This window comes from Mesorhizobium sp. (assembly GCF_024509055.1).
In the GTDB taxonomy this organism is placed as follows: Bacteria; Pseudomonadota; Alphaproteobacteria; order Rhizobiales; family Rhizobiaceae; genus Mesorhizobium.
In genome coordinates this window covers 61,928-84,868 of sequence record NZ_JANINM010000482.1, presented here as the reverse complement: position 1 = coordinate 84,868, position 22,941 = coordinate 61,928, and the positions used below count along the sequence as shown (strand labels likewise).

Below are 22,941 nucleotides of genomic sequence, written 5' to 3'. Positions count from 1 at the left end.
AGCCATCAGGCTCTAATCGTTCTCGTTGCCCTTGATTGACGCGTGAAGATCGGGTGAAGCAAGATGCTGACCGTCTATAATTGTATCGTGCACGAGCATGATCTGAGATTGGTCGCGCTTGCGGCGCTCATTTGCGGGATCTCGTCTTTCTCCGCCGTCAATCTTCTTCGACATGTCGATCAGTCGACCAATCGAAACCGTTATGCATGGCTGCTGATCGCGGCCACCGCGACCGGCTTCGGCATATGGGCGACACACTTCATCGCCATGATCGCCTTCACGCCGGGAATACCCAACGCCTACGATGCCGAACTTTCGGCGCTCTCGCTGGCCGCTTCCGTCATCCTGACGGCGGCGGGAATGTGGATCGCGACGGTGCGGCGCGGCATCGACTACACCCTCGTCGGTGGCGTCGTGCTCGGCACCGGCATCGCCACCATGCACTACACTGGCATGGCCGCGTTCGAGGTTCAGGGCAGGATCATATGGAACCCGCTGCTCGTCGCCGTCTCGCTGGTGGCGGGCCTGACGCTCGCCGCGCTGTCGATGCTTGTCGTGCTGCGACGCCCGTCGACCCTGGGGACGGTAGCCGCCGCGATCCTTTTGACGCTAGCGATCTGCACCCTGCATTTCATCGCCATGGCGGCCGTCTCGATCTACCCGGACTCGTCGATCGAGATCTCTCAATTCACCATCGAACCGACATCGCAGGCCCTGGCCGCCGCGGCGGCGAGCCTGATCATCCTCGTGCTCTCGGCAACAGCGCTCTGGATCGACCTTCGCTTCCGCCGCCACCGGGCCGAAGCCGAGCGCATGCATGGCCTGGCCAATGCGGCCGTGGAGGGGCTAATCGTCTGCGACGGCAACCGCATCGTCAGTGCAAACGACAGCATCGCTGCGTTGAGCGGTATTGCCAGCGCCACGCTGAACAGGATGATGCTCGATGACCTGTTTGGAGCACGCATCGCGTCGGGCATCGCGAGCGGCAACGGCCAACCCCAGGAAGCCGAGCTATACAGCCGCGACGGAGCCCGGATACCTGTCGAACTGATCTCGCGAAGCATCGACTATTGCGGCAAGCCCCACGATGTCATCGCCGTGCGCGACATCCGCGAACGCAGGAAGGCCGAGCAGGAAATCCTTCGCCTGGCGCATTTCGATCCGCTCACCGGGCTCGCCAACCGCCGCAACTTCGCCACCAGGCTGGAGGCAGAGATAGCCGCGGCGGGCGGCAGCGGCGCGAATGGCCAGCTGGCGCTAATGCTTCTCGATCTCGACCGGTTCAAGGAGGTGAACGACCTCTTCGGCCATGCCGCCGGCGATGCCATGCTGCAGAAAGTCGCGCAGTGCGCCTCGCGCGTGCTTCGCCATGGACAGATGCTGGCGCGCCTTGGCGGCGACGAATTCGCCATTATCGCCCCGAACCTTCCCGATCCCCGGGCCGCTGGCCGCATCGCCGAGGCCGTGCTCGCTGCCCTGCGCGAGGAGAACCAACTGTCGCCCGCCGGCGGCCTGGTCTCGGCCAGCATCGGCATCGCGCTTTGCCCGCAGGACGCCGACGAAGAGGCGGCGCTTGTCAGCCATGCGGACACGGCGCTCTACCGCGCCAAGGCCGAGGGCAAGGACACCTACCGCTATTTCGAAGCCGCGATGGGCGCCGAGGCGCGCGACCGCCGCGTCCTGGAGCACGACTTGCGCCATGCCATCGCGCGCGGCGAGTTCCGCCTTGTCTACCAGCCGCAGAAGGAGATCAGCAGCGGCCGGATGATCGGCTTCGAAGCCTTGATCCGCTGGCGCCATCCCGAACGCGGCGACATCCCGCCCTCGGTCTTCATCCCGGTGGCCGAGGACAGCGGCACCATCGCCCAGATCGGCGAATGGGTTCTGGCGACGGCCTGCGAAGAGGCCGCACGTTGGAGAAATCCCCTGATGATCGCCGTCAACGTGTCCGCGGTTCAGCTCCACAATCCGAATTTCAGCGGCAAGGTGCATGAGGTCCTGCTGCGGTCCGGCCTGGCTGCCGGCCGGCTCGAGCTCGAGGTGACCGAGACGGCGCTCATCAAGGACATGCCAAGGGCGCTTGCGACCTTGCGCCAGGTCAAGGCGCTTGGCGTGCGCGTCGCCATGGACGACTTCGGCACCGGTTACTCATCGCTGTCCAACCTGCGCGCCTTCCCGTTCGACAAGATCAAGATCGACGGATCCTTCATCAAATCGGTCGACAGGAACGGCCAGATCGCGGCGATCGTGCGTGCCGTGCTCGGATTGGGACGCGGCCTTGGCCTGCCGGTTCTGGCCGAAGGCGTTGAGACCCTGGACGAATTGCGTTTCCTCGACGCCGAGGACTGCGAGATCGGCCAGGGCTACTATCTCGGCCGCCCGGGCCCGATCGAGGCGTTCGGCGACCTGACGGGGATTCCGACGCCGGCGGCCAACGACCGCAGCGTCAGCGCTCGCGGCGGCAGCATCCTGATGCTTCAGCCGGCCGCCGCGCTACGCTCGAACTGACCGTCACCTGGGATCAGGGCGCAAGCGCTGCTTCCACCAGCCGCTTGGCATCCGGGCTCGACCATTCGGCGGGACCGTTCATATGCGCGATCAGGCAGCCTTCGCCATCGATCAGCATCGTGACGGGGAGGCCGAGCGCCAGGCCGCGCGTCTTCGCCTCGTTGAACAGGCCCATGGTCGAATCCCGGTAGTAGCCAAGCGTCTCGATACCGATATCCTTGAGGAATTTCTTCGGCTTGGCGTCGTCGCCGGTGTCGACATTGACCGCCACGACCTCGAAGGCATTGCCGCCTTTTTCCTTCTGCAGCGCGTCGAGCGCCGGCATTTCGGCGCGGCACGGCGCGCACCACGTCGCCCACAGGTTGAGCAGCACCGTCTTGCCGGCATGATCTGCGATCGTCATCGGTTTGCCGTCGGGACCGTTGAAGGCAAGGCTCTTCAACGATTGCGGCGGATCGGCCGGCTGCAGCGCCGCCACCTGGCCGACGGCCTTGGCCGCGACCTCCTTGGCCCGTGCGGCCTTGGTCTCGCAGGCGACGTTGTCCTTGCTGTCGGCCTTGGCGACCTTGACGGGGGCATTGTTGCCAGAACCGCCCTCGCTGACATATACCGCGACCGCGCCCGCCAGAACGCCCGCCACCAGGGCGGCAAACACGAGGCGCGGGGCCGGAATAAGAAATCTATTGCCGTCTGCCATTTTCAATACTGCTCCGGAGCACGGGTTATAGCGATGAGCGACAAGAAGGCCAGCAACCAGATGTGGGGCGGACGTTTTGCCTCGGGTCCGGCCGCGATCATGGAAGCGATCAACGCATCGATCGGGTTCGACAGCAAACTCTATGCCCAGGACATAAGCGGATCGATCGCCCATAGCGAGATGCTGGCGCAAACGGGCATTATTTCGGCGGCCGATCAAGAAAAAATCGCTCACGGGCTGAACACGATCCTGAAAGAGATCGAGGCCGGCACGTTCGAGTTCTCGACGAGGCTGGAAGACATCCACATGAATGTCGAAGCGCGCCTTGCCGACCTGATCGGCCCGGCCGCGGGGCGGCTGCACACGGCGCGCTCGCGCAACGACCAGGTGGCCGTCGACCTCAGGCTCTGGGTCAAGCAGGAGTGCCAGCGCGTCGCGCGGGCGCTGAAGGAGCTGATCGCCGCTTTCCTCGAACGCGCGGAAGAACATGCGGCAACGGTCATGCCGGGCTTCACCCACATGCAGGCCGCGCAGCCGGTGACCTTCGGGCACCATTGCATGGCCTATGTCGAGATGTTCGGCCGCGACCTCTCGCGCGTCGAGGACGCCATCGAGCGCATGGATGAAAGCCCGCTGGGCGCGGCCGCCCTTGCCGGCACCAGCTTTGGGATCGACCGCCATATGACGGCGAAGGCGCTCGGCTTTCGCGAGCCGACGCGCAATTCGCTCGATAGCGTTTCGGATCGCGACTTCGCGCTCGAATTCCTTTCCATGGCGGCGATCTGCGGCACGCATCTGTCGCGGCTCGCCGAGGAGATCATCATCTGGTCGACGCCGCAGTTCGGCTTCGTGCGCCTGTCGGATTCCTTCTCCACCGGCTCCTCGATCATGCCGCAGAAAAAGAACCCCGACGCTGCCGAGTTGGTGCGCGGCAAGACTGGCCGCATCAACGGCCACCTCGTCGGCCTGCTGACCGTCATGAAGGGCATGCCGCTCACCTACGGCAAGGACATGCAGGAGGACAAGGAAGCGGTCTTCGACGCAGCCGAGACGCTGGACCTGATGATTGCCGCGACCACCGGCATGGTGCGCGACATGACGGTGAATGCCGTCGCCATGAAGAAGGCGGCCGGCGCCGGCTACACCACAGCCACCGACCTGGCCGACTGGCTGGTGCGCAATCTCAGCCTTCCCTTCCGCGAGGCGCATCACGTCACCGGCCGCGCCGTGGCGCTCGCCGAGGAGAACAAGGTCGGGCTGGAAAAGCTTTCGCTGGAGGACCTTCAGTCGATCCATCCAGGCATCACCGATGACATCTTCTCGGTGCTTGCCGTGCAGAATTCGGTGAAGAGCCGCGTCAGCTTCGGCGGCACCGCGCCATCGGAAGTGAGGAAGCAGATCCGCTACTGGAAAAAGCGGCTGGCCAAGGCTTAATGCATGTCGCCCAGAAGCGTGCAGCGGTACTGGGACAACGACATGCATCAAAACAATTGCCGGGATGCAATGCGCTGAAAACTCGGCTAAAAGCGGCAGCACAGAAAACAGTTCAGACGGTGGACCGATGACCCGAGGCAGGATTTTGGTGACGCTGGCGCTGCTCGCGGCGATGGTCGCCGTCACGGCCTGCGGCCGAAGGACCGGCCTCGACACGCCCTATGAGGCGGCCGAGCAGGCGCGCAAGGATGCCGAGAAAGCCAAGCAGCCGGTGCCGCCCGAGCCGGAGAAACCGGTCAAGGACAGGAAGTTCATCCTCGATCCATTGCTCTAAAGCCGACGGCATCAACCCGATCTCGTCGAGCTCCAACGTCCGGAAGCTTTTCTCGTGAACCATTTCGACTATCGTGACGGCGTGCTCCACGCCGAGGATGTGGCGATCCCCAATATAGCCGCTGAAGTCGGCACGCCGTTCTACTGCTATTCCACGGCGACGTTGACCAGGCATTTCCGCGTCTTCAAGGAGGCCTTTGCCGGCCTCGACGCGCTTGTCTGCTATGCCATGAAGGCCAATTCCAACCAGGCTGTGCTGAAGACGCTTGGCCGGCTCGGCGCCGGCGCCGACGTGGTGTCGGAAGGCGAGATGCGCCGCGCCCTGGCCGCCGGCATTCCGGCCGACAGGATCCTGTTTTCCGGCGTCGGCAAGACTGCCCGGGAAATGGACTTCGCCCTTGGGGCGGGCATCCTCTGCTTCAACGTCGAATCCGAGCCGGAACTGGAATTGCTGTCGGCACGCGCGGCGGCGCTCGGCAAGGTGGCGCCTGTCTCGCTGCGCATCAATCCGGATGTGGATGCCAAGACCCACAAGAAGATTTCGACCGGCAAGGCCGAGAACAAGTTCGGCATCCCGTGGCAGCGAGCCCGGCAGGTCTATGCCCGTGCGGCCGAACTGCCCGGCATCAAGGTGACCGGCATCGACACCCACATCGGCAGCCAGATCACCGAGCTGCAGCCCTTCGACGACGCCTTCGCGCTGCTGGCCGAACTGGTCGGCGTGCTGCGCGCCGACGGGCATTCGATCGACCATGTCGACCTCGGCGGCGGCCTTGGCATTCCCTATCGCCTCGATAACAGCCCGCCGCCGTTGCCCGATGCCTATGCCGAGATTGTCAGGAAGCACGTCACCCGCCTTGGCCTGAAGGTGATGTTCGAGCCCGGCCGGCTGATCGTCGGCAATGCCGGCATCCTCGTCTCCGAGGTGATCTATGTGAAGGAAGGCGACGCCAAGAACTTCCTGGTCGTCGACGCCGCCATGAACGACCTGATCCGGCCGACGCTCTACGACGCCTTTCATGACATCAAGCCAGTGGTGCAGCAGCCCTCGTCCACGCCGCGGACGAAGGTCGACATCGTCGGACCCGTCTGCGAGACCGGCGACTTCCTCGGCCTCGACCGCGACCTGCCGCGGCTGAAGGCGGGCGATCTCATCGCCGTCGCCACGGCCGGCGCCTATGGCGCCGTGCAGGCCGGTACCTACAACACCAGGCTTCTGGTACCGGAAGTGCTGGTCGACGGCGACCGCTACCATGTCGTGCGGCCGCGCCAGACCTATGACGAGCTGATTGGTCTGGATTCGCTGCCCGACTGGCTGAAGTAGGGGTCTAATCACCACAGGAGCAGATCATGTCGGACACAAGGACGATCACGCGCGAACGCATCGCGGCAGTCGAACCCCGCATCCGCCCTTACGTTCGGCACACGCCGGTGATGCGCGTCGACATGGCCGACTTCGGACGTCCGTCCTTCGCCGTCGACCTCAAGCTCGAATGCCTGCAGCATTCCGGTTCCTTCAAGGCGCGCGGCGCCTTCACCAATCTGCTGGAGCGCCAGGTTCCCGAAGCCGGCGTCGTCGCCGCGTCCGGCGGCAATCACGGCGCCGCGGTTGCCTATGCGGCGATGAAGCTTGGCCACAAGGCCACCATCTTCGTGCCCGAGGTCAGCCCGCCAGCCAAGCTCGAACGCATCCGCGGCTACGGTGCCGAACTGGTCGTCGGCGGCGCCCGCTACGCCGAGGCGCTCGCCGCGAGCGAGGATTTCGCCGCCAGGACCGGCGCCCTGCAGATCCATGCCTTCAACCAGGAAGAGACGCTGATCGGCCAGGGCACGCTTGGTCTCGAGATCGAGGCCGACCTGCCCGAGATCGACACGCTGCTGGTGGCTGTCGGCGGCGGGGGGCTGATCGGCGGCATCGCCGCCTGGTTCTCCGGCCGCATCCGCATCGTCGCAATCGAGCCTGAAGGCGCGCCGACGCTTTACCGCGCTTTCGAGGCCGGCAAGCCGGTCGATGCGCCGGCCGAGGGCATTGCCGCCGATTCACTGGCGCCCAAGCGCGTCGGCGAAATGATGTTCCCGATCGCCGAAGCCTTCGTCGAGCGATCGATCCTGGTCGACGACGACGACATCGTCGCGGCGCAGAAGGCGTTGTGGGACCGCGTGCGAATCATCGCCGAGCCCGGCGGCGCCGCAGCGTTTGCCGCGATGCTTTCCGGCCGCTATGAGCCCGCCCCGGGCGAACGGGTGGCCGTTCTGGTCTGCGGTTCCAACACTAATCCCGCGAATTTCTGACCGAAACCCGGCCCGGCGCCTTCACGATTTTGGAACACGCCTCGTCTTTGCCGTGTTTGCTGGTATTCTTTTGCCTATGAGGTCCGGGCCATTGTCCGGGCAGGAAGGGCCGATGACGGAACGACCCATCTCCAGCGGCGAACGCGGCCTGGCCGGGCGTCTGGCGCTCAGCCGGCTGGCGACGCGGGCCTCGATCGTCATCGAGCGCGGCTGGCCGCTCATCCTGCCGCTGGCGATCGTCGCCAGCCTGTTTCTCAGCATCGCCTGGTTCGGACTGTTCCCCCGCCTGCCGGACGCTGCGCGCATCGCGCTTTTGATCCTGTTTGCCCTATCCGCTGTCGCAGCGCTTTATCCGCTGCGCTTCTTCCGCATGCCGTCGCCGGCAGAGGTCGACAGGCGCATCGAAGCCGCGAATGAGCTGCTGCACAGCCCCGTCCAGGTGCAGACGGACCGGCCGAGCGGCGCCGACAGCCTCTTCTCGCAAGCGCTATGGCGCGAGCACCAGAAACGCATGGCGGAGCGGCTCTCCAGCCTCGGCGCCGACCGGCCACGCCCCAGGGTGCCGGACTATGACCGTTGGGGGCTGCGAGCCCTCGCGGGATTGCTGCTGGTCACCGGCTTCGCTTTCTCCCTTGGCCCGTTTGGCGGCAGCATCGGCGATGGTTTCGCCGCCCGCGCCACGCGCGACGCTGTGCCGCCGCGCATCGATGCCTGGGTGACGCCACCAGCCTATACCGGCAAGCCGCCGTTGTTTCTGACCGCCGAGGCCAACCAGGCCGCCCAGACCTTCACCGTGCCGCAGGGCAGCGACGTTTCGCTGCGCGTAACCGGCGGAACCGGCGAGGAAACCCTGAGCTATGTCGATCCGAACGGCAATGACCGCACGATTGAGCCGGCGGCGCCCAAAACCCCTCTGCCGGACGCCGGGCAGGCCGCGCCCAAGGTCCGTCAGTTCAGCGGCAAGCTGAACACTGACGGGAAGCTGACGCTGAAATCGGGCGAGAACGATCTCGGCCATTGGGCTTTCGCGGTCGTCCCCGACAAGCCGCCGACGATCCGTTTTGTCGGCGAGCCTAAGCGCGCGGCCAACGGCGCCATCGAGCTCAACTACCAGATCGACGATGATTATGGCGCGGCCTCGGCCAAGGCTGTGTTCGAGCTGGCCGACCCGCCCTCTGCCGGTGCCCATCCGCTCTACGGCCCGCCCGACCTGCCGCTGACGCTGCCGCGCCGCGGCGGCAAGGTGACCACCGCCCGGACGACCAAGGATCTCACCGAGCACGTCTGGGCCGGCAGCAGGATCAAGCTCACGCTGATCGCCACCGACGACGCCGGCCAGACCGGGACGAGCGAAACCAAGACACTGGTGATGCCGGAGCGGCCCTTCGCCAACCCGCTGGCGCGCGCCGTGATCGAGCAGCGCAGCCTGCTGGCGCTCGACGCCAACGCCAAGCCGCGTGTGCTCGACCTGATGGACGCCATCACGCTTCGCCCCGAGGCCACTTTCGACAACATGTCGCATTATCTCGCCATCATGAGCGCGAGAAGCCGCTTGAAGCTTTCCGAGAGCGACGACCAGCTACGCAACGAGGTGTCTTATCTCTGGGAGATTGCCCTCGGCATCGAGGAGGGCAATCTGTCGGCCGCCGAGCGCCGGCTGCGCCAGGCCCAGCAGGCCTTGCAGGACGCCATCAAGAACGGCGCCAGCGACGAGGAACTCGACAAGGCGATGAAGGAACTGCGCGAGGCGATGAACCAGTTCCTGCAGGAATTCGCCCAGCGCGCCCAGCAGAACCCCAACGCGCCGCAGATGCAGCAGAACGGCCGCGAGCTGCGCCAGAGCGACATCGACCGCATGATGAACGAGATCGAGAATCTCGCGAAATCGGGCGACCGCGACCGTGCCCAGCAGTTGCTGTCCCAGTTGCAGGACATGATGAACAACCTGCAGGCCGGCCGCCAGCAGCAGGGCGGCGAGCAGGACAGCGAGATGCGCCAGCAGATGGACAAGCTGGGCGATATCATGCGCCGCCAGCAGGAAATGATGAACGACACCTTCCGCCTCGACCAGATGCAGCGTGGCGAGCGCGGTCAAAACGGCGACCAGCAGACTGGACAGGACGGCGAGCAGAGCCAATCGGAAGACGGCCAGCAGCCTGGGCCTGGGAACGATCGCGATCCCCTTGCCCGGCCGAAGCCGATGACGCCGCAGGAATTCGCCGATGCGCTGAAGCAGCTGCAGGAGGGCCAGGGCAAGCTGCAGAATGACCTCGAGCAGCTGAAGAAGGCCCTCGAAGGCATGGGCATGCAGCCCAATGAAGGTTTCGGTGAGGCCGGCAAGTCCATGGGCAATGCCGAGCAGGCTCTCGGCCAGGGCGATGGCGATCAGGCGGTCGGCCACCAGGGCCGCGCGCTCGAGGCATTGCGCCGGGGCGCCAAGGACATGATGAAGCAGATGCAGGCCATGCAGGGCGATCAAGGGGGCAGCGAGCAGGGCGGACGCCAGCAGGATGCCGACCGTGATCCGCTCGGTCGGCCCCGCGCCACCAAGGGTCCCGACGACGGCACTTCGGTCAAGGTGCCGGACGAGATCGACGTCCAGCGCGCCCGCCAGATCCTCGACGCCATCCGCAAGCGGCTGGGCAATGCGCTGAGCCCCGACATCGAACGCAGCTATCTCGAACGCCTGCTCGAGCTGAAATAGCCCGCCACACGATCCCGGACAGTCACCCCATGCCTAAGCTCGGAACCATCACCCCGATCCTGCGCATCTTCGACATCGCCAAGGCGCGGGAATTCTATCTCGGCTTCCTTGGCTTCGAGGTCCGCTTCGAACATCGCTTCGACGACAACGCTCCGCTCTACATGGGCATTGCCCGCGACGGTTGCGAGTTGCATCTAAGCGAGCACCATGGCGACGGCTCGCCAGGGGCCAACATCCGCGTCGAGGTGGTCGACATAGTCGCCCTGCACGGCGAGTTCGGCGCCAGGAACTATCGCTTCAACCGGCCGGGCCTGGAAACGACGCCGTGGGACACGAAAGAGGTCACGGTCATCGATCCGTTCGGCAATCGCCTGACCTTCTTCGAGAAGGACTGAGCGGCACCGGATTTGATCCTGCCGGACCTCGCGGTCTTCAAAGATCAGCCGTGGCGCGCCCCTGCCTTGTGAGCATGAAGGCCTCGCGGATCGCATTCTCCATGCCGTCGACGGCTTCGCCGGTCGCCACCGGATTTCGGTGCAGTACCACGTTCGAGGAATCGATGTCGCCGAAGCCGTCTGCGGATGTGAGCTCCCGGCAGTCGGGCGGGATGTTGCTGCGCGATATCGGTGCGATCGCAAGGCCCGATGTGACGGCCAACGCCAGGCCGCCATTGGTATCGCTGGTATAGGCGACGCGGTAGCCCAGGCCGCGCTGCTGCAGCGACTTGATCGCGAAGTCGCGGCACCAGCCATCGCGGCTGTAAAGCGCGATGGGCACCGGGCGCTCCTCATGCATGTGGTGCAGCATCGAGGTTACCCAAACGGTCGGGTCGTGCATCAGCACCTCGCCGCCGGAAAATCCTTCCCACTCGAACACCACGGCGAGATCGAGCTCGCCCGCCGCCAGCGCCCTCACCTGCGAAGCGGAATGGGCGTAGCGCACGGTGACCTCGACGCGCGGATGGCGCTTGGCGAATTCGCCCAGCGCCCGCGACAGGATCGTACGGCCATATTCGGCGGGTATCCCGATGCGCACCAGGCCGCCGAGCGGCGGCGCCACCAGAGATGCGGCCGTCTCGTCGAGCAGCGAGACGATGCGGCGGGCGTTGGCGATCAGCTCGCCGCCGCGACGCGTCAGCGCCACGCCGCGCGAGCCGCGCTCGAACAGGCTGTCGCCGACCATGTCCTCCAGCTTCTTCATCTGCATGGAGACGGCCGATTGGGTGCGCCCGGCCTTTTCGGCGGCCTTGGTGAAATTACCCGTCTCGGCGACCGCCACGAAGGTCCGCAGGAGGTCGCTGTCGAGCATGGGCTTCATCGGTTTTGCCATAAGCTTTTTTGATCGCTGGTATCATTCCAATTCGTTTGCAACATGTCAAACGCCGCAGGATAGTTGCTTCACCCATTGGATATGCGGTTGCGAAATCGGCCGCGGACCAATCAACAAGTCCTCACTCGTGCCCGCTGCCTGAAAAACGGTGGCGGGTTCTTTTTCGCTGGATCGACCATGCAGAACCGGATGGTGCTTGGCATTCTGAGCCTCTGCCTCGGAGTGCTGGTCTTCTCGTTGCAGGACCCGCTGGTTAAGGCCGTGTCCGGCGCTTATCCGGTGACGGAAGTGATGGCGATCCGCGCGATCGTCGCGCTGCCGATTCTCATCGTGATCGTCCATCTCGATGTCGGTCTGAAAGCACTCCTGTCACGCCGCTTCGGCATGCTGACGCTGCGCGCCTTCATCCAGTTCAGCTCCTACACCGTCTACTATCTGGCTATCGCCGCATTGCCGCTGGCGGATGCTGTGGCGCTCTATTTCATGGCGCCGCTATTCATCATGGCATTGGCCGGCCCTTATCTTGGCGAACGCGTTTCCTGGCGCACGCTGGCGACCGTATTGATCGGCCTGGTCGGGGTCGTCGTCATGTTGCGGCCGGGCGCCGGGTTGTTCGATTGGGCGGCCCTGCTGTCGCTTGGCTCGGCATTCCTCTACGGCTTCTCGCAATTGATGGCGCGCAAGATCGGCGACACCGAATCGTCGACGGTGATGGCCTTCTACCAGAACGGCGCCTATCTCAGCGGCGCGGTCGCCGTCGCCACCGTGTTTCACCTCGCGGGCATCACCCACGCGGTTCATCCGAGCCTGGACTTCCTGGTGCGACCATGGGTGTGGCCGGCCATGCCGGATTTCCTGAAGATGGCCGCCTGCGGCTTCGTCGCCTCGGCCGGCATGATCCTGCTGTCGCAGGCCTACAGAATGGCGCCGGCCAACCGCGTCGCCACCTTCGAATACACAGGCATCCTCTGGTCGCCGCTCTGGGGCTTCCTGTTCTTCGCCGAAGTCCCGCGCGAAACGACGGTGCTAGGCGCGGCGCTGATCATTGGCGCGGGCCTGCTTGCGCTCAACGGCGAGCGGCGGCGCAGCGTTGCGCCGGCCTTGGCCGCGACCGGTGACGCCGCTTGAAATCGGTCAGGCGAAACAGCTGAGCGCGCGACCGACCCGGGAGCGGATCTCGGCAAGCGTGAACGGCTTCTGCACGACATCGAGGATGATGCCGTTGAGCTCCTCGGCGCGCTCGCGCTGATCGGCGTAGCCGGTCATCAGCATGATCTTCATCGCCGGGAATTGCTTTGCCGCCGCCGTCGCCATCTCGATGCCGTCCATCTCCGGCATTCGGATGTCGGACACCACCAGATCGTAGCGGCCGGCATTCTGCTGGATCAGGGTCAACCCCTGCGCGCCGTCGGCGGCTATCGCCACATCGTGCCCATCGCGCTCAAGCGCGCGGGCGGCCAGGGTGCGGACGGACTCATCGTCCTCGACGATCAGAAGCTTTGCCATGGCGAGATAGATGCCGCCGAAACATTGACGTTTTCTGAAAATTTGAAACGTCCATGGCCTTTTCGGTTTGGCCTTAGGCGTCGCCTTTCACCACGCCGACAAACGGCAGCTCCCGGAAAGCGTGGGCGACATCCATGCCGTAGCCGACGACGAAGTAGTCCGGGCAATCGAAGCCGACATAGTCGGCATTGAGGGTGGTCTGGCGGCGCATGCGTTTATCGAGAAGCACCGCGATGGCGCAGCTTCTGGCGCCGCGCGACAGCATCAGCTCGCGTGTGAAAGAAAGCGTCTTGCCGGATTCGAGAATGTCGTCGATCAAAAGCACGTCGCGGCCGGCGACCTCATTGTCGATGTCGCGCAACACCCTGACTTCGCCGCTAGTGGTGCCTGCGCCGTAGCTGGAGATGAAGATGAATTCGACTTCAGGCGAGAGGCCGACATCGTGCATGGCGCGAATGAGGTCGGCGGCAAAGACGAACGAACCCTTCAGGATCGAGATCACCAGCAGGTCGTGATAGTCGCGCCCGGCGATTTCCTTGGCGAGCTCGAGATTGCGCCGGGCGATCGCCGACGCTGAAAACAGGACCTCGATGTCCTTGCCGCGAACAACTGGCATCAACTACCTTTCCAAAAGAAATCGCGAAAGGCGCAGTGAAATTCAGGTCAGGCCGCGCCGAAAGCGCAGGAAACCGGCATTTGCAGGCCGGCATCACCTGAATATCGCTACGCCTTAGCCGGCGAAGGTGACCGAGACGGTCTTCACGCCGTTTCTAGGCACATCGAGGCGGCTGGAAAAGCCGAATCTTTCGCCAGGCGCCAGGGAACGGCTGGATGTCCCCAGCCTGTAGCGGATGACGTTGCTGGCGTTGTCGGTGACGCGGATTTCGAGCGGAGGCAGTGCCTCTGCCCGTTCCCCGTCGTTCGCGGCCTCGCCGTCGACGAACAGCACAGGCTTTAGCCCAGTCTCATCGATTCGCGAGGTCACACTGGAAATGCTGAGCGCGCTGGCCGGTTCGGAACTCGCCCAGAACGGGCTCTGGCGCACCAGCACATGCCCGCCGGATACCCAGAACGCGGCCAGGGCCATGCCAACGCCGGCGATCCAGAAGATGGGTCCGCCGCGTGAAGCGTGCCGCGCGGGCGTAGCCTCCGGCTTGCGCAGAATGCCCATGCCTTCGACGGATGGCGCCGCGGATATTTGCGGCGGTACAGGCGCCATGACCTGTTCCGGGCGGCCGGCGAAACGTGGCAGCACCACATAGTCGGCGTCGACAATGTCGGCCGCCGGTTCGGGCGCCATGCGCCCGGCCTCGGCATTTGCCGCCACGCCGGTCATGATTTCGCCGGAAACGGGGCGCGCGGTTTGTTTGTCAGCCATTACGGCACCAGTGCAGTCTTCGTTTCTTTTGCGTAAACGCAATTGGTTAACGCTTCCCCACCGGAACCGCTGTGAAACGTCGAAAACGAACCGAAATTAACCGACGGTTAACCATGCCGGCCGATGGTCGTGACAGAGAACAGGCAGGCGGGACGCCGCCGGAAACTTCAGGTCGCCAAACGTGATCCGCTTCGAAAATGTCGGCCTCCGCTATGGCATGGGTCCGGAAATCCTCCGCGACATCTCGCTGGACATTCCGGAGCGCTCCTTTCAGTTCCTGAGCGGCCCCTCGGGCGCCGGCAAGACGACCTTGCTGCGCCTGCTGTTCATGTCGTTGAAGCCGACGCGCGGCCTCATCACCATCTTCGGCAAGGATCGCTCGCGCATCTCGCGCGGCGAGCTGCCGCTGCTGAGACGCCGCATCGGCGTGGTCTTCCAGGATTTCCGCCTGCTCGACCACATGACCACCTACGAGAACGTCGCGCTGCCCCTGCGCGTGCGCGGGCGCGAGGAAGCAAGCTACCGCACCGACGTCACCGAGTTGCTGAAATGGGTCGGCCTTGGCGATCGCATGCATGTGCTGCCGCCGGTGCTGTCCGGCGGCGAGAAGCAGCGCGCGGCGATCGCCCGCGCCTTGATCGAGCAGCCGGAGATCCTGCTTGCCGACGAGCCGACCGGCAATGTCGACCCGCCGCTCGCGCGGCGGCTGCTCAGGCTCTTCATCGAGCTGAACCGGCTGGGCACCGCGGTGGTGATCGCCACCCACGACCTCGGCCTGATGGAGCAGGTGGATGCGCGACGCATGATTCTGGCCGGCGGAAGGCTGGACGTTTATGACTGACATTCCGGCCGATCAAATGCACGACGAAGCCGACGAGACCACGGCGCCCGTCCGGCGCGTCCAACGCCGCATGGCGCCGATCGTCCCGGCGCAGAACATCGCCGGCCGGGCGATGGTGCTGGTCATTGCCATCATGACCTTCCTGTCCTGCCTGACCTTCGGCGCCGTGACGCTGGTGCGCGACACCGCTTCGGTGTGGGAGAACCAGATCTCGCGCGAGGCGACGATCCAGATCAAGCCGGCGGAGGGCCTCGACATGGACGCGGCTCTTGCCCAGGCCTCGCAGATCGCCAGCGAGTTCCCCGGCGTGAAGGCAACGAAGATCATCGACCGCGATGCGACGGCGCGCCTGCTGGAGCCGTGGCTGGGCACCGGCCTCAACATCGATGAACTGCCGGTGCCCAGGCTCGTCATCGTGACCATAGACGAGGCCAATCCGCCGGATTTCGCGGCCATGCGCGCCGCGATCACGCCGAAGCTGCCGAGCGCCGCGCTCGACGATCACCGTACCTGGGTCGACCGCCTCGTGGTCATGGGGCACACGACGGTCACGATCGGCTTCGCCGTTCTGGCGCTGATCCTGTCGGCGACCGTGCTGACGGTGGTGTTCGCCACGCGCGGCGCCATGGCCGGCAATGGCCACATCATCGAAGTCCTGCATTTCGTCGGCGCCGAGGCGCGTTTCATCGCGCGCGAGTTCCGCTGGCATTTCCTGGTCACCGGCATGAAGGGCGCCGCCGCGGGCGGTGCCGCCGCAATTGCCGTGTTCATCGTCTTCTCCTGGTGGTCGTCGCGCAACATGGCGACGCCTCAAGCCGACCAGGCGACGGCGCTGTTTGGCAATTTCGCCATCGGCTCGGCCGGCTACCTCGGCGTCGGCCTGATGGTGGTGGTGATCGGCGCGCTGACGGCGGCAACCTCGCATGCCACCGTCGTCGCCTATCTGAGCGATATCGATGTCCGCCAGCCGGATTCAGGCTGAACATGCAATGGCTGGATACCGCTCGACAAAAAGGAAGCCGGGTCTTGAAAAGCGTAATGCTCATGCAAGGCAGCGATCACAGGCTGCGCACCTGCCGTAACGCAATGTGCGCCTTTTCATCTATCAAAGGCCGCGTTTCAGGATTAACCATAGGATGATGGACGCGCGGGACTCGACCGGGACGGCTGGACGGATGCCAGTGGCGCTTGCATGCGCCGCTGCGCCCGTCAGGTCCGGTCGTCTCAGGTTCGCGCTTCGTGTCTGCTGTTTCGCCTTGCTGGCCCTGCTGGCGCTTTTTGCCGGCGGCTTCGGGTGGTTTGCCGACAAGGTCAGCCACATGACGACACCCGTCGATCCGGCGAAGGCCGATGCCATCATCGTGCTCACAGGCGGCCAGTCGCGGCTCGATGCGGCGATGGACCTTCTGGCCTCCGGCAAGGGCGAACGGCTGTTGATCAGCGGCGTCCATCCGTCGGCCAGCCGCCACCAGCTGCAGGTGGCGATGGGCGGCGACAAACAGCTGTTCTCCTGCTGCGTCGATATCGACCGTGCCGCGCTCGACACGATCGGCAATGCCGAGGAAAGCGCCAAATGGGTGGAACGCCACGCCTATGGCAGCATCATCCTCGTCACCAACAATTATCACATGCCGCGCAGCCTGCTCGAGATGGGCCGGCTGCTGCATGGCGCAAGGCTCGAGCCCTATCCGGTCGTCAACACCAACCTCGGCAATGGCAGCTGGCTGACCAAGCCGGAGGCGCTGCGCGTGCTGCTCACCGAATACAGCAAATACCTGCTGGCGCTGGCGCGCGGCATCCTGCCGATTCGGCCGACCAGCGAACGCATGACGCTGGCCGAGGCCTCCCCGGCGAAGAACTAGCCTTCCCTCGGCGCCTTGCCGGCATCGCCGCGCAGGCGGACGATCTCCTGTTCCAGACGTTCGATGCGGCGGTCGCGCTCGGCAAGCGCCGCGGCCACGTCCGCCGCCTCGAAACGCTGCGGGATGTGCTGCGGACAATTGGCGTCCCAGGCCGAGACGGTGAACAGGATCGCCTGCTCCGACCGCGCCTTGTAGTTCGCCGGCATCAGCTGCGCCGTCAGCGACGGATCGTCCTCGACGACGCGCGCCCTGCCCCAGATCTTGATGCGCTGCCGCAGCACGTAGTCGATCAGGAACAGGAAAGCCTGGTCATTGTCCTCGAGATTGCCCTGGGTGATGAACTGCCGGTTGCCCGAGAAATCGGCGAAACCGATCGTGTGCTCGTCGAGCACCTTGAGGAAGCCGGCCGGGCCGCCGCGATGCTGGATATAGGGCTGCCCCTCGCCATTGGCCGTTGCCAGGAACACGCTGGTCTGCGCCTCGATGAAGGCCGCGACGTCCGGCGTGATCGTCTCCCGCCAGCCGCCGCGCTGCTCCACGCGTGAGTAGGCCTCTCGCGACCCCTTGCGCGCCTGGATCGCCTTGACGGTCGGCGTGAAGGCGACATCGCTGGTGAAGGCACGGACATTCATGGCAGCGTCCTCTAGAGGCCGAGCTCCGAAAGCGAGGGATGGTCATCCGGCCTGCGACCGAGTGGCCAGAAATATTTGCGGTCCGCTTCTCGGATCGGCAGGTCATTGATGCTGGCGATACGAATGCGCATCAGCCCGTGAGCGTCGAACTCCCAGTTCTCATTGCCATAGCTGCGAAACCAGGAACCGCTGTCGTCGTGCCATTCATAGGCAAAACGGACGGCTATCCGATTGCCGTGGAAAGACCAAAACTCCTTGATGAGCCGATAGTCGATTTCACGCGCCCATTTGCGCGTGAGAAAGGCCTGGATCGCCTCCCGGCCCTGCAGAAATTCAGCGCGGTTTCGCCACCGGCTATCCGCCGTATAGGCGAGGGCGACGCGCGCCGGATCGCGCGAATTCCACGCATCCTCGGCTAAGCGTGCCTTCTGGGCCGCGGTCTCGGCGGTAAATGGTGGAAGTGGCGGACGATCTTCGGACATCGGCATCCTGCTCCGTTGAATCACGCGGCCTGACGCGCCTGGACTACCGGGAAGTCTACCTCCGTTCCCGCAATCTCGTTGATATAATTGGTCCAGACATTGAGGGCGACATGCTGCACGATCTCGATGATCTGTGCATCGTCATAACCGGCGCGCCTCAACGCCTCGAGGTCCGCTTCGCCGACACGGCCACGCTCGCGGGCAACCTTCGCCGCGAAGCGGACAGCCACCGCGGCCTTGCCGTCATTGGAACTTCCATCCCGGGCGGCGGCAATCTCGGCGTCGTCCAGACGAGCCAGGGCCTTGCCAAGATAGGTGTGAGCGGAGAGGCAGTAGCTGCAGCCATTGATCTCGGCCACGGCCAAGGCGATACGCTCTCTTGTCGCGGCAGGCAGGCGGCCCTTCGCCAGCGCCGCCGACATGGCAAGATACCCTTCCAGGGCCGCAGGGCTGTTGGAAACCAGCCGAAACAGATTGGGCACGACGCCAAGCTGCTTCTCGACACCCTTGAGCAACGGCTGCGAAGCTTCCGGCGCGGCGGCAATGGTCTCGGGCGTGTGGATGCGGGGCATTACGAACTCCTTTGGTTAGACGACCAGGAGACAAATGCACCCTTCCATTTCGAATCGGTAGACGGCATATTCGCAATTCATCCTTCCATTTTCCGGAAGAGTAATGGATCGCCTCGACGCCATGTCCCTGTTCGCCGGCACGGTGGAGGCCGGCAGCCTTTCCGCCGCGTCGCGACGTCTGGGCATGCCGCTGGCGACCGTCAGCCGCAGGTTATCGGATCTGGAGAAGCATCTCAGGACCCGCCTGCTCAACCGTTCGACGCGCCGCCTTACCCTGACCGACGCGGGCGAAGCCTATCTCGTCGCCTGCCGACGCATACTGAGCGAGGTCAGCGAAGCCGAGCGCGCCGCCGCGGGCGAATACATAAGTCCGACCGGGGAGCTTGCCGTCACGGCGCCGGTCGTCTTCGGCCGGCTGCATGTGCTCCCGATTGTCACCGGCTTCCTCGCCGCCTATCCGGATGTCGACATCCGCTTGACGCTGTCGGACCGGATCACCCAGTTGGTCGATGAGCATATCGATCTTGCTGTACGCATCGGCGAGCTGCCGGACTCGGCCATGGTCGCGACCCGGGTAGGCTCCATCCGCCGCATCACCTGCGCGAGCCCCGGCTATTTTGCCAGGCACGGGACGCCGGCCCGGCCGGAAGAGATTGCCGGCCGCGACTGCATCACCTTCGAGGGGCTCGCCGCCCCGGCGGCATGGAGTTTCGTCATCGGCAAGAGCGAGACCGTGGTCCCCGTACGGTCACGGCTGCAGGTCAACACCGCCGAGGCGGCCATCGACGCGGCGGTGGCCGGTCTCGGCTTGACGAAGGTGCTGTCCTATCAAGCCGACGCTGCGGTGCGCGACGGCAAGCTCAGCGTGGTCCTGGACGCGTTCGAGCCGCCGCCCTGGCCGGTGAGCCTCGTGCATACCGGCCAGGGCCGCTTGCCGGTGAAGCTGCGGGCCTTCCTCGATTTCGCAGCGCCCCGCCTGAAGGAGCGGTTGGCACGGTCGCTGTAGCGGCCGGATTCGACAGCAGGGCCGTTTCCATTTTGGCCCCGCTTGGTGTAACCAACGCACACTTCCACACCGGGCTCCTTCCCGCATGCTCTATGTCCGTTCGCTGGCGTTCAATCTCGCCTTCTATCTCAGCCTGATCGTCCAGATGATCTTCTGGACGCCGTATTATTTCCTGTCGCCGCGCCACCGCGCCTGGTTCGTGCCGAAATTCTGGTCGCGCACCTCGATGTGGCTCTACGACAAGATTACCGGCACGAAGAACGAGATCACCGGACTGGAGAACCTACCAGAAGGCTCCTTCATCCTGGCGCCGAAGCACCAGTCCTTCTGGGACGCGATCGCCTTCTTTCCCTATCTCGACGACGCGCTGTACATCCTGAAGCGCGAACTGACATGGATCCCCTTCTTCGGCTGGTACATCATGAAGATGCGCATGATCCCGGTCGATCGCGGCAGCCGTTCAAAGGCGCTCAAGGCGGTCGTCACGGCGACCCGGCAGGAGATGGATCGCAATCCGCGGCAGCTGATCATCTATCCCGAAGGCACGCGCCGCCCGCCGGGGGCCGAGCCTTCCTACAAATACGGCATCGTGGAGATCTATGCGCAATTGGGCGTCCCCGTGGTGCCGGTCGCTCATGTCGCCGGCCTCTACTGGCCGCGCCGCAAGTTCATGCGCTATCCCGGCACCATCAAGGCTCGCTTCCTGCCGCCGATTCCGCCCGGCCTCGGCAAGGAGGAGTTCATGCGGCGCCTGATCGGCGAGACCGAAGCCGCCTGCGACCAGATGCTTGTCGAAGCCGCGCAGGGACCGAACCCGCCGCCCATGCCGCCGACGGCGGTGAAGCGCCTGGCGGAACTCGGCGTTACAGCCAAGAGCTGACCGCTTTACGCAATTCCCGAAAGAAGGCTACGGCAGCGCCGCCCAGGCAGTCGTCAGCACCAGCGTTGCGGCAAACACAAGGTTGATGATCCGTGACGCCCGCGGATGACGCAGGAACCGGGCGAAGGCCGTTCCGGCAAGCAGCCACGCCGCATGGATGACAACGATCATCCCTGTCAGCACCAGCAGCTTGGCCGAACCACCCAACGCATCCGCTTGCGAAGAAGCGCCGGCAAAGACTGCGGCGATCGCCACATAGGCCTTTGGATTCGCGACCGCGAGCATGAGGCCGCCGGTGAAGGTCGGACGCGCCGCCTGCCTTGCGCTTTCGGCCAGCGGCGGCGCGGTCGCGATTTTGAACGCCAGATAGAGGATATAGGCGGCCGAGAGGATCGTCAGAACCTTGGCCAGCCCCGGCAGCGAAGCGAGCATGCCGACGATACCGGCCGCCACGACCAGGAGCACGGCGATCGTTCCAACCACAAGCCCTGACGCGTAACCCAACGAGGAACGCAGCCCGAATGCCGCCCCAACGGCGGTGACACTCACAGTCGATGGCCCCGGGCTGCCCATGACGACGGTTGCCGCCACGATGAGCGCCAGCAATTGCTGCCAGGGCTGCGCCTCGGTCAAAACGCCTGCAACCATCTCGTACTTCCATCTCCCGCCTGATGCGGCAGGAGTTAGAGTTACGGCAGATCGCGATGGCGGTATTGGACGATTGTGCGCGAGCTGCTTCCGAGAACCGGAGCGGAGCGTACATAAAGTACGTAAGCACCGGACGCGCAGGAAGCAGGCCTTTGCAAGCCGGCCCCACCCGAAGATGAACTCGCCTCAGGCGCTGGCGCGGTCGAGCGCTCCTATATCGTCGGCCGAAAGCTTGAGCGAAGCAGCCCGGATCAGGCTCTCCATCTGGGCCGGCGTGGTGGCGCTGGCGATCGGCGCGGTGACGCCTGGCCGCGCGATGATCCAGGCCAACGCCACCTCCGCCTGCTTGGCCGAATGGCGTTCGGCGACCGCGTCCAGCGCAGAGAGGATGCGCATGCCGCGCTCGTTGAGATAGCCGGCCACGCCTTCGCCGCGCGCGCTCTGACCCAGATCGGCCTTGGCGCGGTACTTGCCGCTCAGGAAACCCTTCGCCAGGCTGAAATAGGTGATGACGCCGAGATCCTCCGCCTTGCAAAGGTCGAGCAGCGGACCGTCGAGCGAGGAACGATCGTACAAATTGTATTCCGGCTGCAGCACCTCATAACGCGGCAGGCTGCGCAGGCTGGCGACATCGAGCGCCGCGCGCAATTGCCCGACATCGAGATTCGAGCAGCCCGGATAGCGGATCTTGCCCTTCTCCAGCAGGCGCTGATAAGCGCCAAGCGTTTCCTCATAGGGCGTAGCCGGATCCGGCCAGTGCGACAAATAGAGGTCGATGACATCGGTCTGCAGCCGCTTCAGCGATTGATCGACCGCCTTTTCGATGTAAGGGGCCGACAGATCCCGCTTGCCCTGCCCCATGTCGGAACCGACCTTGGTGATGACCACGACTTTGTCGCGGTTGCCGCGGCTTTTCATCCAGTTGCCGATGATGGTCTCGGATTCGCCGCCCTTGTTGCCGGGAACCCAGCGCGAGTAAGCGTCGGCCGTGTCGATGGCGTTCAAGCCGGCCCCGACAAAACGGTCGAGCAGGTCGAACGATGTCTTCTCGTCGGCGGTCCAGCCGAAGACGTTGCCGCCCAGAACCAGCGGCGCGATGGAAAGGTCGGTGCGACCGAGACGGCGTTTCTGCAAGACTGATCTCCGTGTGGCTGGGATGGTTGCTCGAGGCCCTAAGCGTCGGGGCTGTCGCTAAGCTAGGTCTTGCCCCGCCGAGGTCAAAGGCATGGTTTTGCTTTTTGATCGGACCAGGCCGTCACGCGGGCGCTACCTGCCTCGCCACCTCTTCCAGCCAATGGTCGCGAATGCCCAGCGCCTTCAGGTGCTCAAGCGTGCTTTCGACATAATCCTCGTTCTTTCCGGACTGGCCGACCGCGCCGCGCACGACTGCCGCCGCGTGGCCGGTGTCGAGCGCGCCGGCATATTGTTCATGCTCTCGGTCGACGATGTAGGCGACCGCCTCGACGGTGCTGCCCTCCCCTGCGCCATTCTTATCGAGCCTGACTTCGAGCGTGCGTTCGAGATAGACACTGGTCACCAACTCGCGCTCGCGCAGATAGGAAAGCACCTCGTCGCGCAATTCGCCGGGCACGCGAAAGGCCAGGCCAATGCAGGAGCCGCCCAGGTCGAGACCAAGCACCAGCCCCGGGCGCTCGCGCGTGCCGCGATGGACGAATGAATAGACGCAGAGCGAGCGGCGATAGCCGTAAAGACGCGCGCGCCGCGTCTCGACATGCGCGAATCCCGGACGCCAGATGAGCGACCCATAGCCAAAAACCCAAAAATCGCCCATATCGCCAAGCCTGATCGTATTCGAGTGACGATACCGCACGGGCAA

At 64.7% G+C, this 22,941-nt stretch carries 24 protein-coding genes; 13 read left to right on the top strand and 11 right to left on the bottom strand.

The features are described from left to right. Positions 1-63 precede the first annotated feature (63 nt). Positions 64-2,508, top strand: a complete 2,445-nt coding sequence (locus tag Q0L57_RS28375) for an EAL domain-containing protein (protein WP_296746393.1) — start codon at positions 64-66, stop codon at positions 2,506-2,508. 13 nt (positions 2,509-2,521) lie between these two features. Here Q0L57_RS28375 and Q0L57_RS28370 read toward each other — a convergent pair whose 3' ends face one another. After that, positions 2,522-3,205, bottom strand: a complete 684-nt coding sequence (locus Q0L57_RS28370) for a TlpA disulfide reductase family protein (RefSeq protein WP_296746392.1) — start codon at positions 3,203-3,205, stop codon at positions 2,522-2,524. A gap of 33 nt (positions 3,206-3,238) precedes the next feature. Here Q0L57_RS28370 and argH point away from each other — a divergent pair, with 33 nt between their 5' ends. The 6 genes from argH to Q0L57_RS28340 all read left to right on the top strand — a co-directional run bounded on the left by argH (position 3,239) and on the right by Q0L57_RS28340 (position 10,363). Next, positions 3,239-4,639, top strand: coding sequence for an argininosuccinate lyase (argH, locus tag Q0L57_RS28365; protein ID WP_296746391.1), 1,401 nt, complete (start codon positions 3,239-3,241; stop codon positions 4,637-4,639). A 127-nt stretch (positions 4,640-4,766) separates the two neighbouring features. Further along, positions 4,767-4,973, top strand: a complete 207-nt coding sequence (locus Q0L57_RS28360) for a hypothetical protein (RefSeq protein ID WP_296746390.1) — start codon at positions 4,767-4,769, stop codon at positions 4,971-4,973. 54 nt (positions 4,974-5,027) lie between these two features. Next, positions 5,028-6,296, top strand: a complete 1,269-nt coding sequence (gene lysA, locus Q0L57_RS28355; RefSeq protein WP_296746389.1) for a diaminopimelate decarboxylase — start codon at positions 5,028-5,030, stop codon at positions 6,294-6,296. Positions 6,297-6,322: 26 nt separating this feature from the next. Further along, positions 6,323-7,264, top strand: coding sequence for a threonine/serine dehydratase (locus Q0L57_RS28350; protein ID WP_296746388.1), 942 nt, complete (start codon positions 6,323-6,325; stop codon positions 7,262-7,264). A 112-nt stretch (positions 7,265-7,376) separates the two neighbouring features. Further along, the gene (locus tag Q0L57_RS28345) at positions 7,377-9,968 is read left to right on the top strand and encodes a TIGR02302 family protein (protein WP_296746386.1); all 2,592 of its coding nucleotides are present in this window, start codon (positions 7,377-7,379) and stop codon (positions 9,966-9,968) included. Between the two features lie 29 nt (positions 9,969-9,997). Beyond that, positions 9,998-10,363 carry a glyoxalase superfamily protein gene (locus Q0L57_RS28340; RefSeq protein WP_296746385.1) on the top strand — a complete coding sequence of 122 codons (366 nt, stop codon included), beginning with the start codon at positions 9,998-10,000 and terminating at the stop codon, positions 10,361-10,363. Between the two features lie 37 nt (positions 10,364-10,400). Here Q0L57_RS28340 and Q0L57_RS28335 read toward each other — a convergent pair whose 3' ends face one another. After that, positions 10,401-11,285, bottom strand: a complete 885-nt coding sequence (locus Q0L57_RS28335; protein WP_296746384.1) for a LysR substrate-binding domain-containing protein — start codon at positions 11,283-11,285, stop codon at positions 10,401-10,403. Between the two features lie 189 nt (positions 11,286-11,474). Between Q0L57_RS28335 and Q0L57_RS28330 the strand changes: the two genes are divergently transcribed. Further along, positions 11,475-12,425 (top strand): DMT family transporter, encoded by a 951-nt coding sequence (locus Q0L57_RS28330; RefSeq protein WP_296746383.1) that lies wholly within the window; start codon positions 11,475-11,477, stop codon positions 12,423-12,425. Positions 12,426-12,431: 6 nt separating this feature from the next. Here the strand turns inward: Q0L57_RS28330 and Q0L57_RS28325 are convergent, their stop codons facing one another. From Q0L57_RS28325 to Q0L57_RS28315, 3 genes are all read right to left on the bottom strand, one after another. Continuing rightward, positions 12,432-12,803, bottom strand: coding sequence for a response regulator (locus Q0L57_RS28325; protein ID WP_296746382.1), 372 nt, complete (start codon positions 12,801-12,803; stop codon positions 12,432-12,434). Positions 12,804-12,876: 73 nt separating this feature from the next. Next, the gene (gene hpt, locus Q0L57_RS28320) at positions 12,877-13,419 is read right to left on the bottom strand and encodes a hypoxanthine phosphoribosyltransferase (RefSeq protein WP_296746381.1); all 543 of its coding nucleotides are present in this window, start codon (positions 13,417-13,419) and stop codon (positions 12,877-12,879) included. Between the two features lie 114 nt (positions 13,420-13,533). Continuing rightward, positions 13,534-14,181 (bottom strand): hypothetical protein, encoded by a 648-nt coding sequence (locus Q0L57_RS28315; protein ID WP_296746380.1) that lies wholly within the window; start codon positions 14,179-14,181, stop codon positions 13,534-13,536. A 181-nt stretch (positions 14,182-14,362) separates the two neighbouring features. Between Q0L57_RS28315 and ftsE the strand changes: the two genes are divergently transcribed. The 3 genes from ftsE (at position 14,363) to Q0L57_RS28300 (ending at position 16,884) form a co-directional block, all read left to right on the top strand. Beyond that, positions 14,363-15,022 (top strand): cell division ATP-binding protein FtsE, encoded by a 660-nt coding sequence (gene ftsE / locus Q0L57_RS28310; RefSeq protein WP_296746379.1) that lies wholly within the window; start codon positions 14,363-14,365, stop codon positions 15,020-15,022. Continuing rightward, a complete protein-coding gene (locus Q0L57_RS28305; protein ID WP_296746378.1) occupies positions 15,015-16,004 on the top strand; it encodes an ABC transporter permease in 990 nt (329 codons plus the stop codon). Before ftsE ends, Q0L57_RS28305 begins: the two co-directional genes overlap by 8 nt. 193 nt (positions 16,005-16,197) lie before the next feature. Further along, on the top strand, positions 16,198-16,884 hold the full coding sequence (locus Q0L57_RS28300) for a YdcF family protein (RefSeq protein ID WP_296746408.1): 687 nt from the start codon (positions 16,198-16,200) through the stop codon (positions 16,882-16,884). On the opposite strand, the gene Q0L57_RS28295 is transcribed toward Q0L57_RS28300, so the two are convergent. From Q0L57_RS28295 to Q0L57_RS28285, 3 genes are read right to left on the bottom strand one after another with little or no spacing between them, the layout of a single operon-like run. Continuing rightward, positions 16,881-17,516, bottom strand: a complete 636-nt coding sequence (locus tag Q0L57_RS28295) for a pyridoxamine 5'-phosphate oxidase family protein (protein WP_296746377.1) — start codon at positions 17,514-17,516, stop codon at positions 16,881-16,883. The two genes, Q0L57_RS28300 and Q0L57_RS28295, sit on opposite strands and share 4 nt — an antisense overlap. 11 nt (positions 17,517-17,527) lie before the next feature. Then, positions 17,528-17,998: a DUF1348 family protein gene (locus Q0L57_RS28290; RefSeq protein ID WP_296746376.1), complete on the bottom strand. Its 471-nt coding sequence runs from the start codon at positions 17,996-17,998 to the stop codon at positions 17,528-17,530. Between the two features lie 20 nt (positions 17,999-18,018). Then, positions 18,019-18,570: a carboxymuconolactone decarboxylase family protein gene (locus Q0L57_RS28285; RefSeq protein ID WP_296746375.1), complete on the bottom strand. Its 552-nt coding sequence runs from the start codon at positions 18,568-18,570 to the stop codon at positions 18,019-18,021. 103 nt (positions 18,571-18,673) lie between these two features. Here Q0L57_RS28285 and Q0L57_RS28280 point away from each other — a divergent pair, with 103 nt between their 5' ends. Both Q0L57_RS28280 and Q0L57_RS28275 read left to right on the top strand, forming a co-directional pair. Further along, a complete protein-coding gene (locus Q0L57_RS28280; protein ID WP_296746374.1) occupies positions 18,674-19,576 on the top strand; it encodes a LysR family transcriptional regulator in 903 nt (300 codons plus the stop codon). 85 nt (positions 19,577-19,661) lie between these two features. Further along, positions 19,662-20,456, top strand: coding sequence for a 1-acyl-sn-glycerol-3-phosphate acyltransferase (locus Q0L57_RS28275; RefSeq protein ID WP_296746373.1), 795 nt, complete (start codon positions 19,662-19,664; stop codon positions 20,454-20,456). Positions 20,457-20,483: 27 nt separating this feature from the next. Here the strand turns inward: Q0L57_RS28275 and Q0L57_RS28270 are convergent, their stop codons facing one another. From Q0L57_RS28270 to Q0L57_RS28260, 3 genes are all read right to left on the bottom strand, one after another. Further along, positions 20,484-21,104 (bottom strand): LysE family translocator, encoded by a 621-nt coding sequence (locus Q0L57_RS28270; protein ID WP_296746372.1) that lies wholly within the window; start codon positions 21,102-21,104, stop codon positions 20,484-20,486. 186 nt (positions 21,105-21,290) lie between these two features. Beyond that, positions 21,291-22,238 (bottom strand): aldo/keto reductase, encoded by a 948-nt coding sequence (locus Q0L57_RS28265; protein WP_296746371.1) that lies wholly within the window; start codon positions 22,236-22,238, stop codon positions 21,291-21,293. 121 nt (positions 22,239-22,359) lie between these two features. Then, positions 22,360-22,896, bottom strand: coding sequence for a gamma-glutamylcyclotransferase (locus tag Q0L57_RS28260; RefSeq protein WP_296746370.1), 537 nt, complete (start codon positions 22,894-22,896; stop codon positions 22,360-22,362). Between the last annotated feature and the right edge of the window lie 45 nt (positions 22,897-22,941).

Coding starts and splice junctions, on each gene's coding strand:
- Q0L57_RS28375 (WP_296746393.1), top strand. CDS start 64: ATGCTGACCGTCTATAATTGTATCGTGCACGAGCATGATCTGAGATTG.
- Q0L57_RS28370 (WP_296746392.1), bottom strand. CDS start 3,205: ATGGCAGACGGCAATAGATTTCTTATTCCGGCCCCGCGCCTCGTGTTT.
- argH (WP_296746391.1), top strand. CDS start 3,239: ATGAGCGACAAGAAGGCCAGCAACCAGATGTGGGGCGGACGTTTTGCC.
- Q0L57_RS28360 (WP_296746390.1), top strand. CDS start 4,767: ATGACCCGAGGCAGGATTTTGGTGACGCTGGCGCTGCTCGCGGCGATG.
- Q0L57_RS28350 (WP_296746388.1), top strand. CDS start 6,323: ATGTCGGACACAAGGACGATCACGCGCGAACGCATCGCGGCAGTCGAA.
- Q0L57_RS28345 (WP_296746386.1), top strand. CDS start 7,377: ATGACGGAACGACCCATCTCCAGCGGCGAACGCGGCCTGGCCGGGCGT.
- Q0L57_RS28340 (WP_296746385.1), top strand. CDS start 9,998: ATGCCTAAGCTCGGAACCATCACCCCGATCCTGCGCATCTTCGACATC.
- Q0L57_RS28335 (WP_296746384.1), bottom strand. CDS start 11,285: ATGAAGCCCATGCTCGACAGCGACCTCCTGCGGACCTTCGTGGCGGTC.
- Q0L57_RS28330 (WP_296746383.1), top strand. CDS start 11,475: ATGCAGAACCGGATGGTGCTTGGCATTCTGAGCCTCTGCCTCGGAGTG.
- Q0L57_RS28325 (WP_296746382.1), bottom strand. CDS start 12,803: ATGGCAAAGCTTCTGATCGTCGAGGACGATGAGTCCGTCCGCACCCTG.
- hpt (WP_296746381.1), bottom strand. CDS start 13,419: ATGCCAGTTGTTCGCGGCAAGGACATCGAGGTCCTGTTTTCAGCGTCG.
- Q0L57_RS28315 (WP_296746380.1), bottom strand. CDS start 14,181: ATGGCTGACAAACAAACCGCGCGCCCCGTTTCCGGCGAAATCATGACC.
- Q0L57_RS28305 (WP_296746378.1), top strand. CDS start 15,015: ATGACTGACATTCCGGCCGATCAAATGCACGACGAAGCCGACGAGACC.
- Q0L57_RS28300 (WP_296746408.1), top strand. CDS start 16,198: ATGCCAGTGGCGCTTGCATGCGCCGCTGCGCCCGTCAGGTCCGGTCGT.
- Q0L57_RS28295 (WP_296746377.1), bottom strand. CDS start 17,516: ATGAATGTCCGTGCCTTCACCAGCGATGTCGCCTTCACGCCGACCGTC.
- Q0L57_RS28290 (WP_296746376.1), bottom strand. CDS start 17,998: ATGTCCGAAGATCGTCCGCCACTTCCACCATTTACCGCCGAGACCGCG.
- Q0L57_RS28285 (WP_296746375.1), bottom strand. CDS start 18,570: ATGCCCCGCATCCACACGCCCGAGACCATTGCCGCCGCGCCGGAAGCT.
- Q0L57_RS28280 (WP_296746374.1), top strand. CDS start 18,674: ATGGATCGCCTCGACGCCATGTCCCTGTTCGCCGGCACGGTGGAGGCC.
- Q0L57_RS28275 (WP_296746373.1), top strand. CDS start 19,662: ATGCTCTATGTCCGTTCGCTGGCGTTCAATCTCGCCTTCTATCTCAGC.
- Q0L57_RS28270 (WP_296746372.1), bottom strand. CDS start 21,104: ATGGTTGCAGGCGTTTTGACCGAGGCGCAGCCCTGGCAGCAATTGCTG.
- Q0L57_RS28260 (WP_296746370.1), bottom strand. CDS start 22,896: ATGGGCGATTTTTGGGTTTTTGGCTATGGGTCGCTCATCTGGCGTCCG.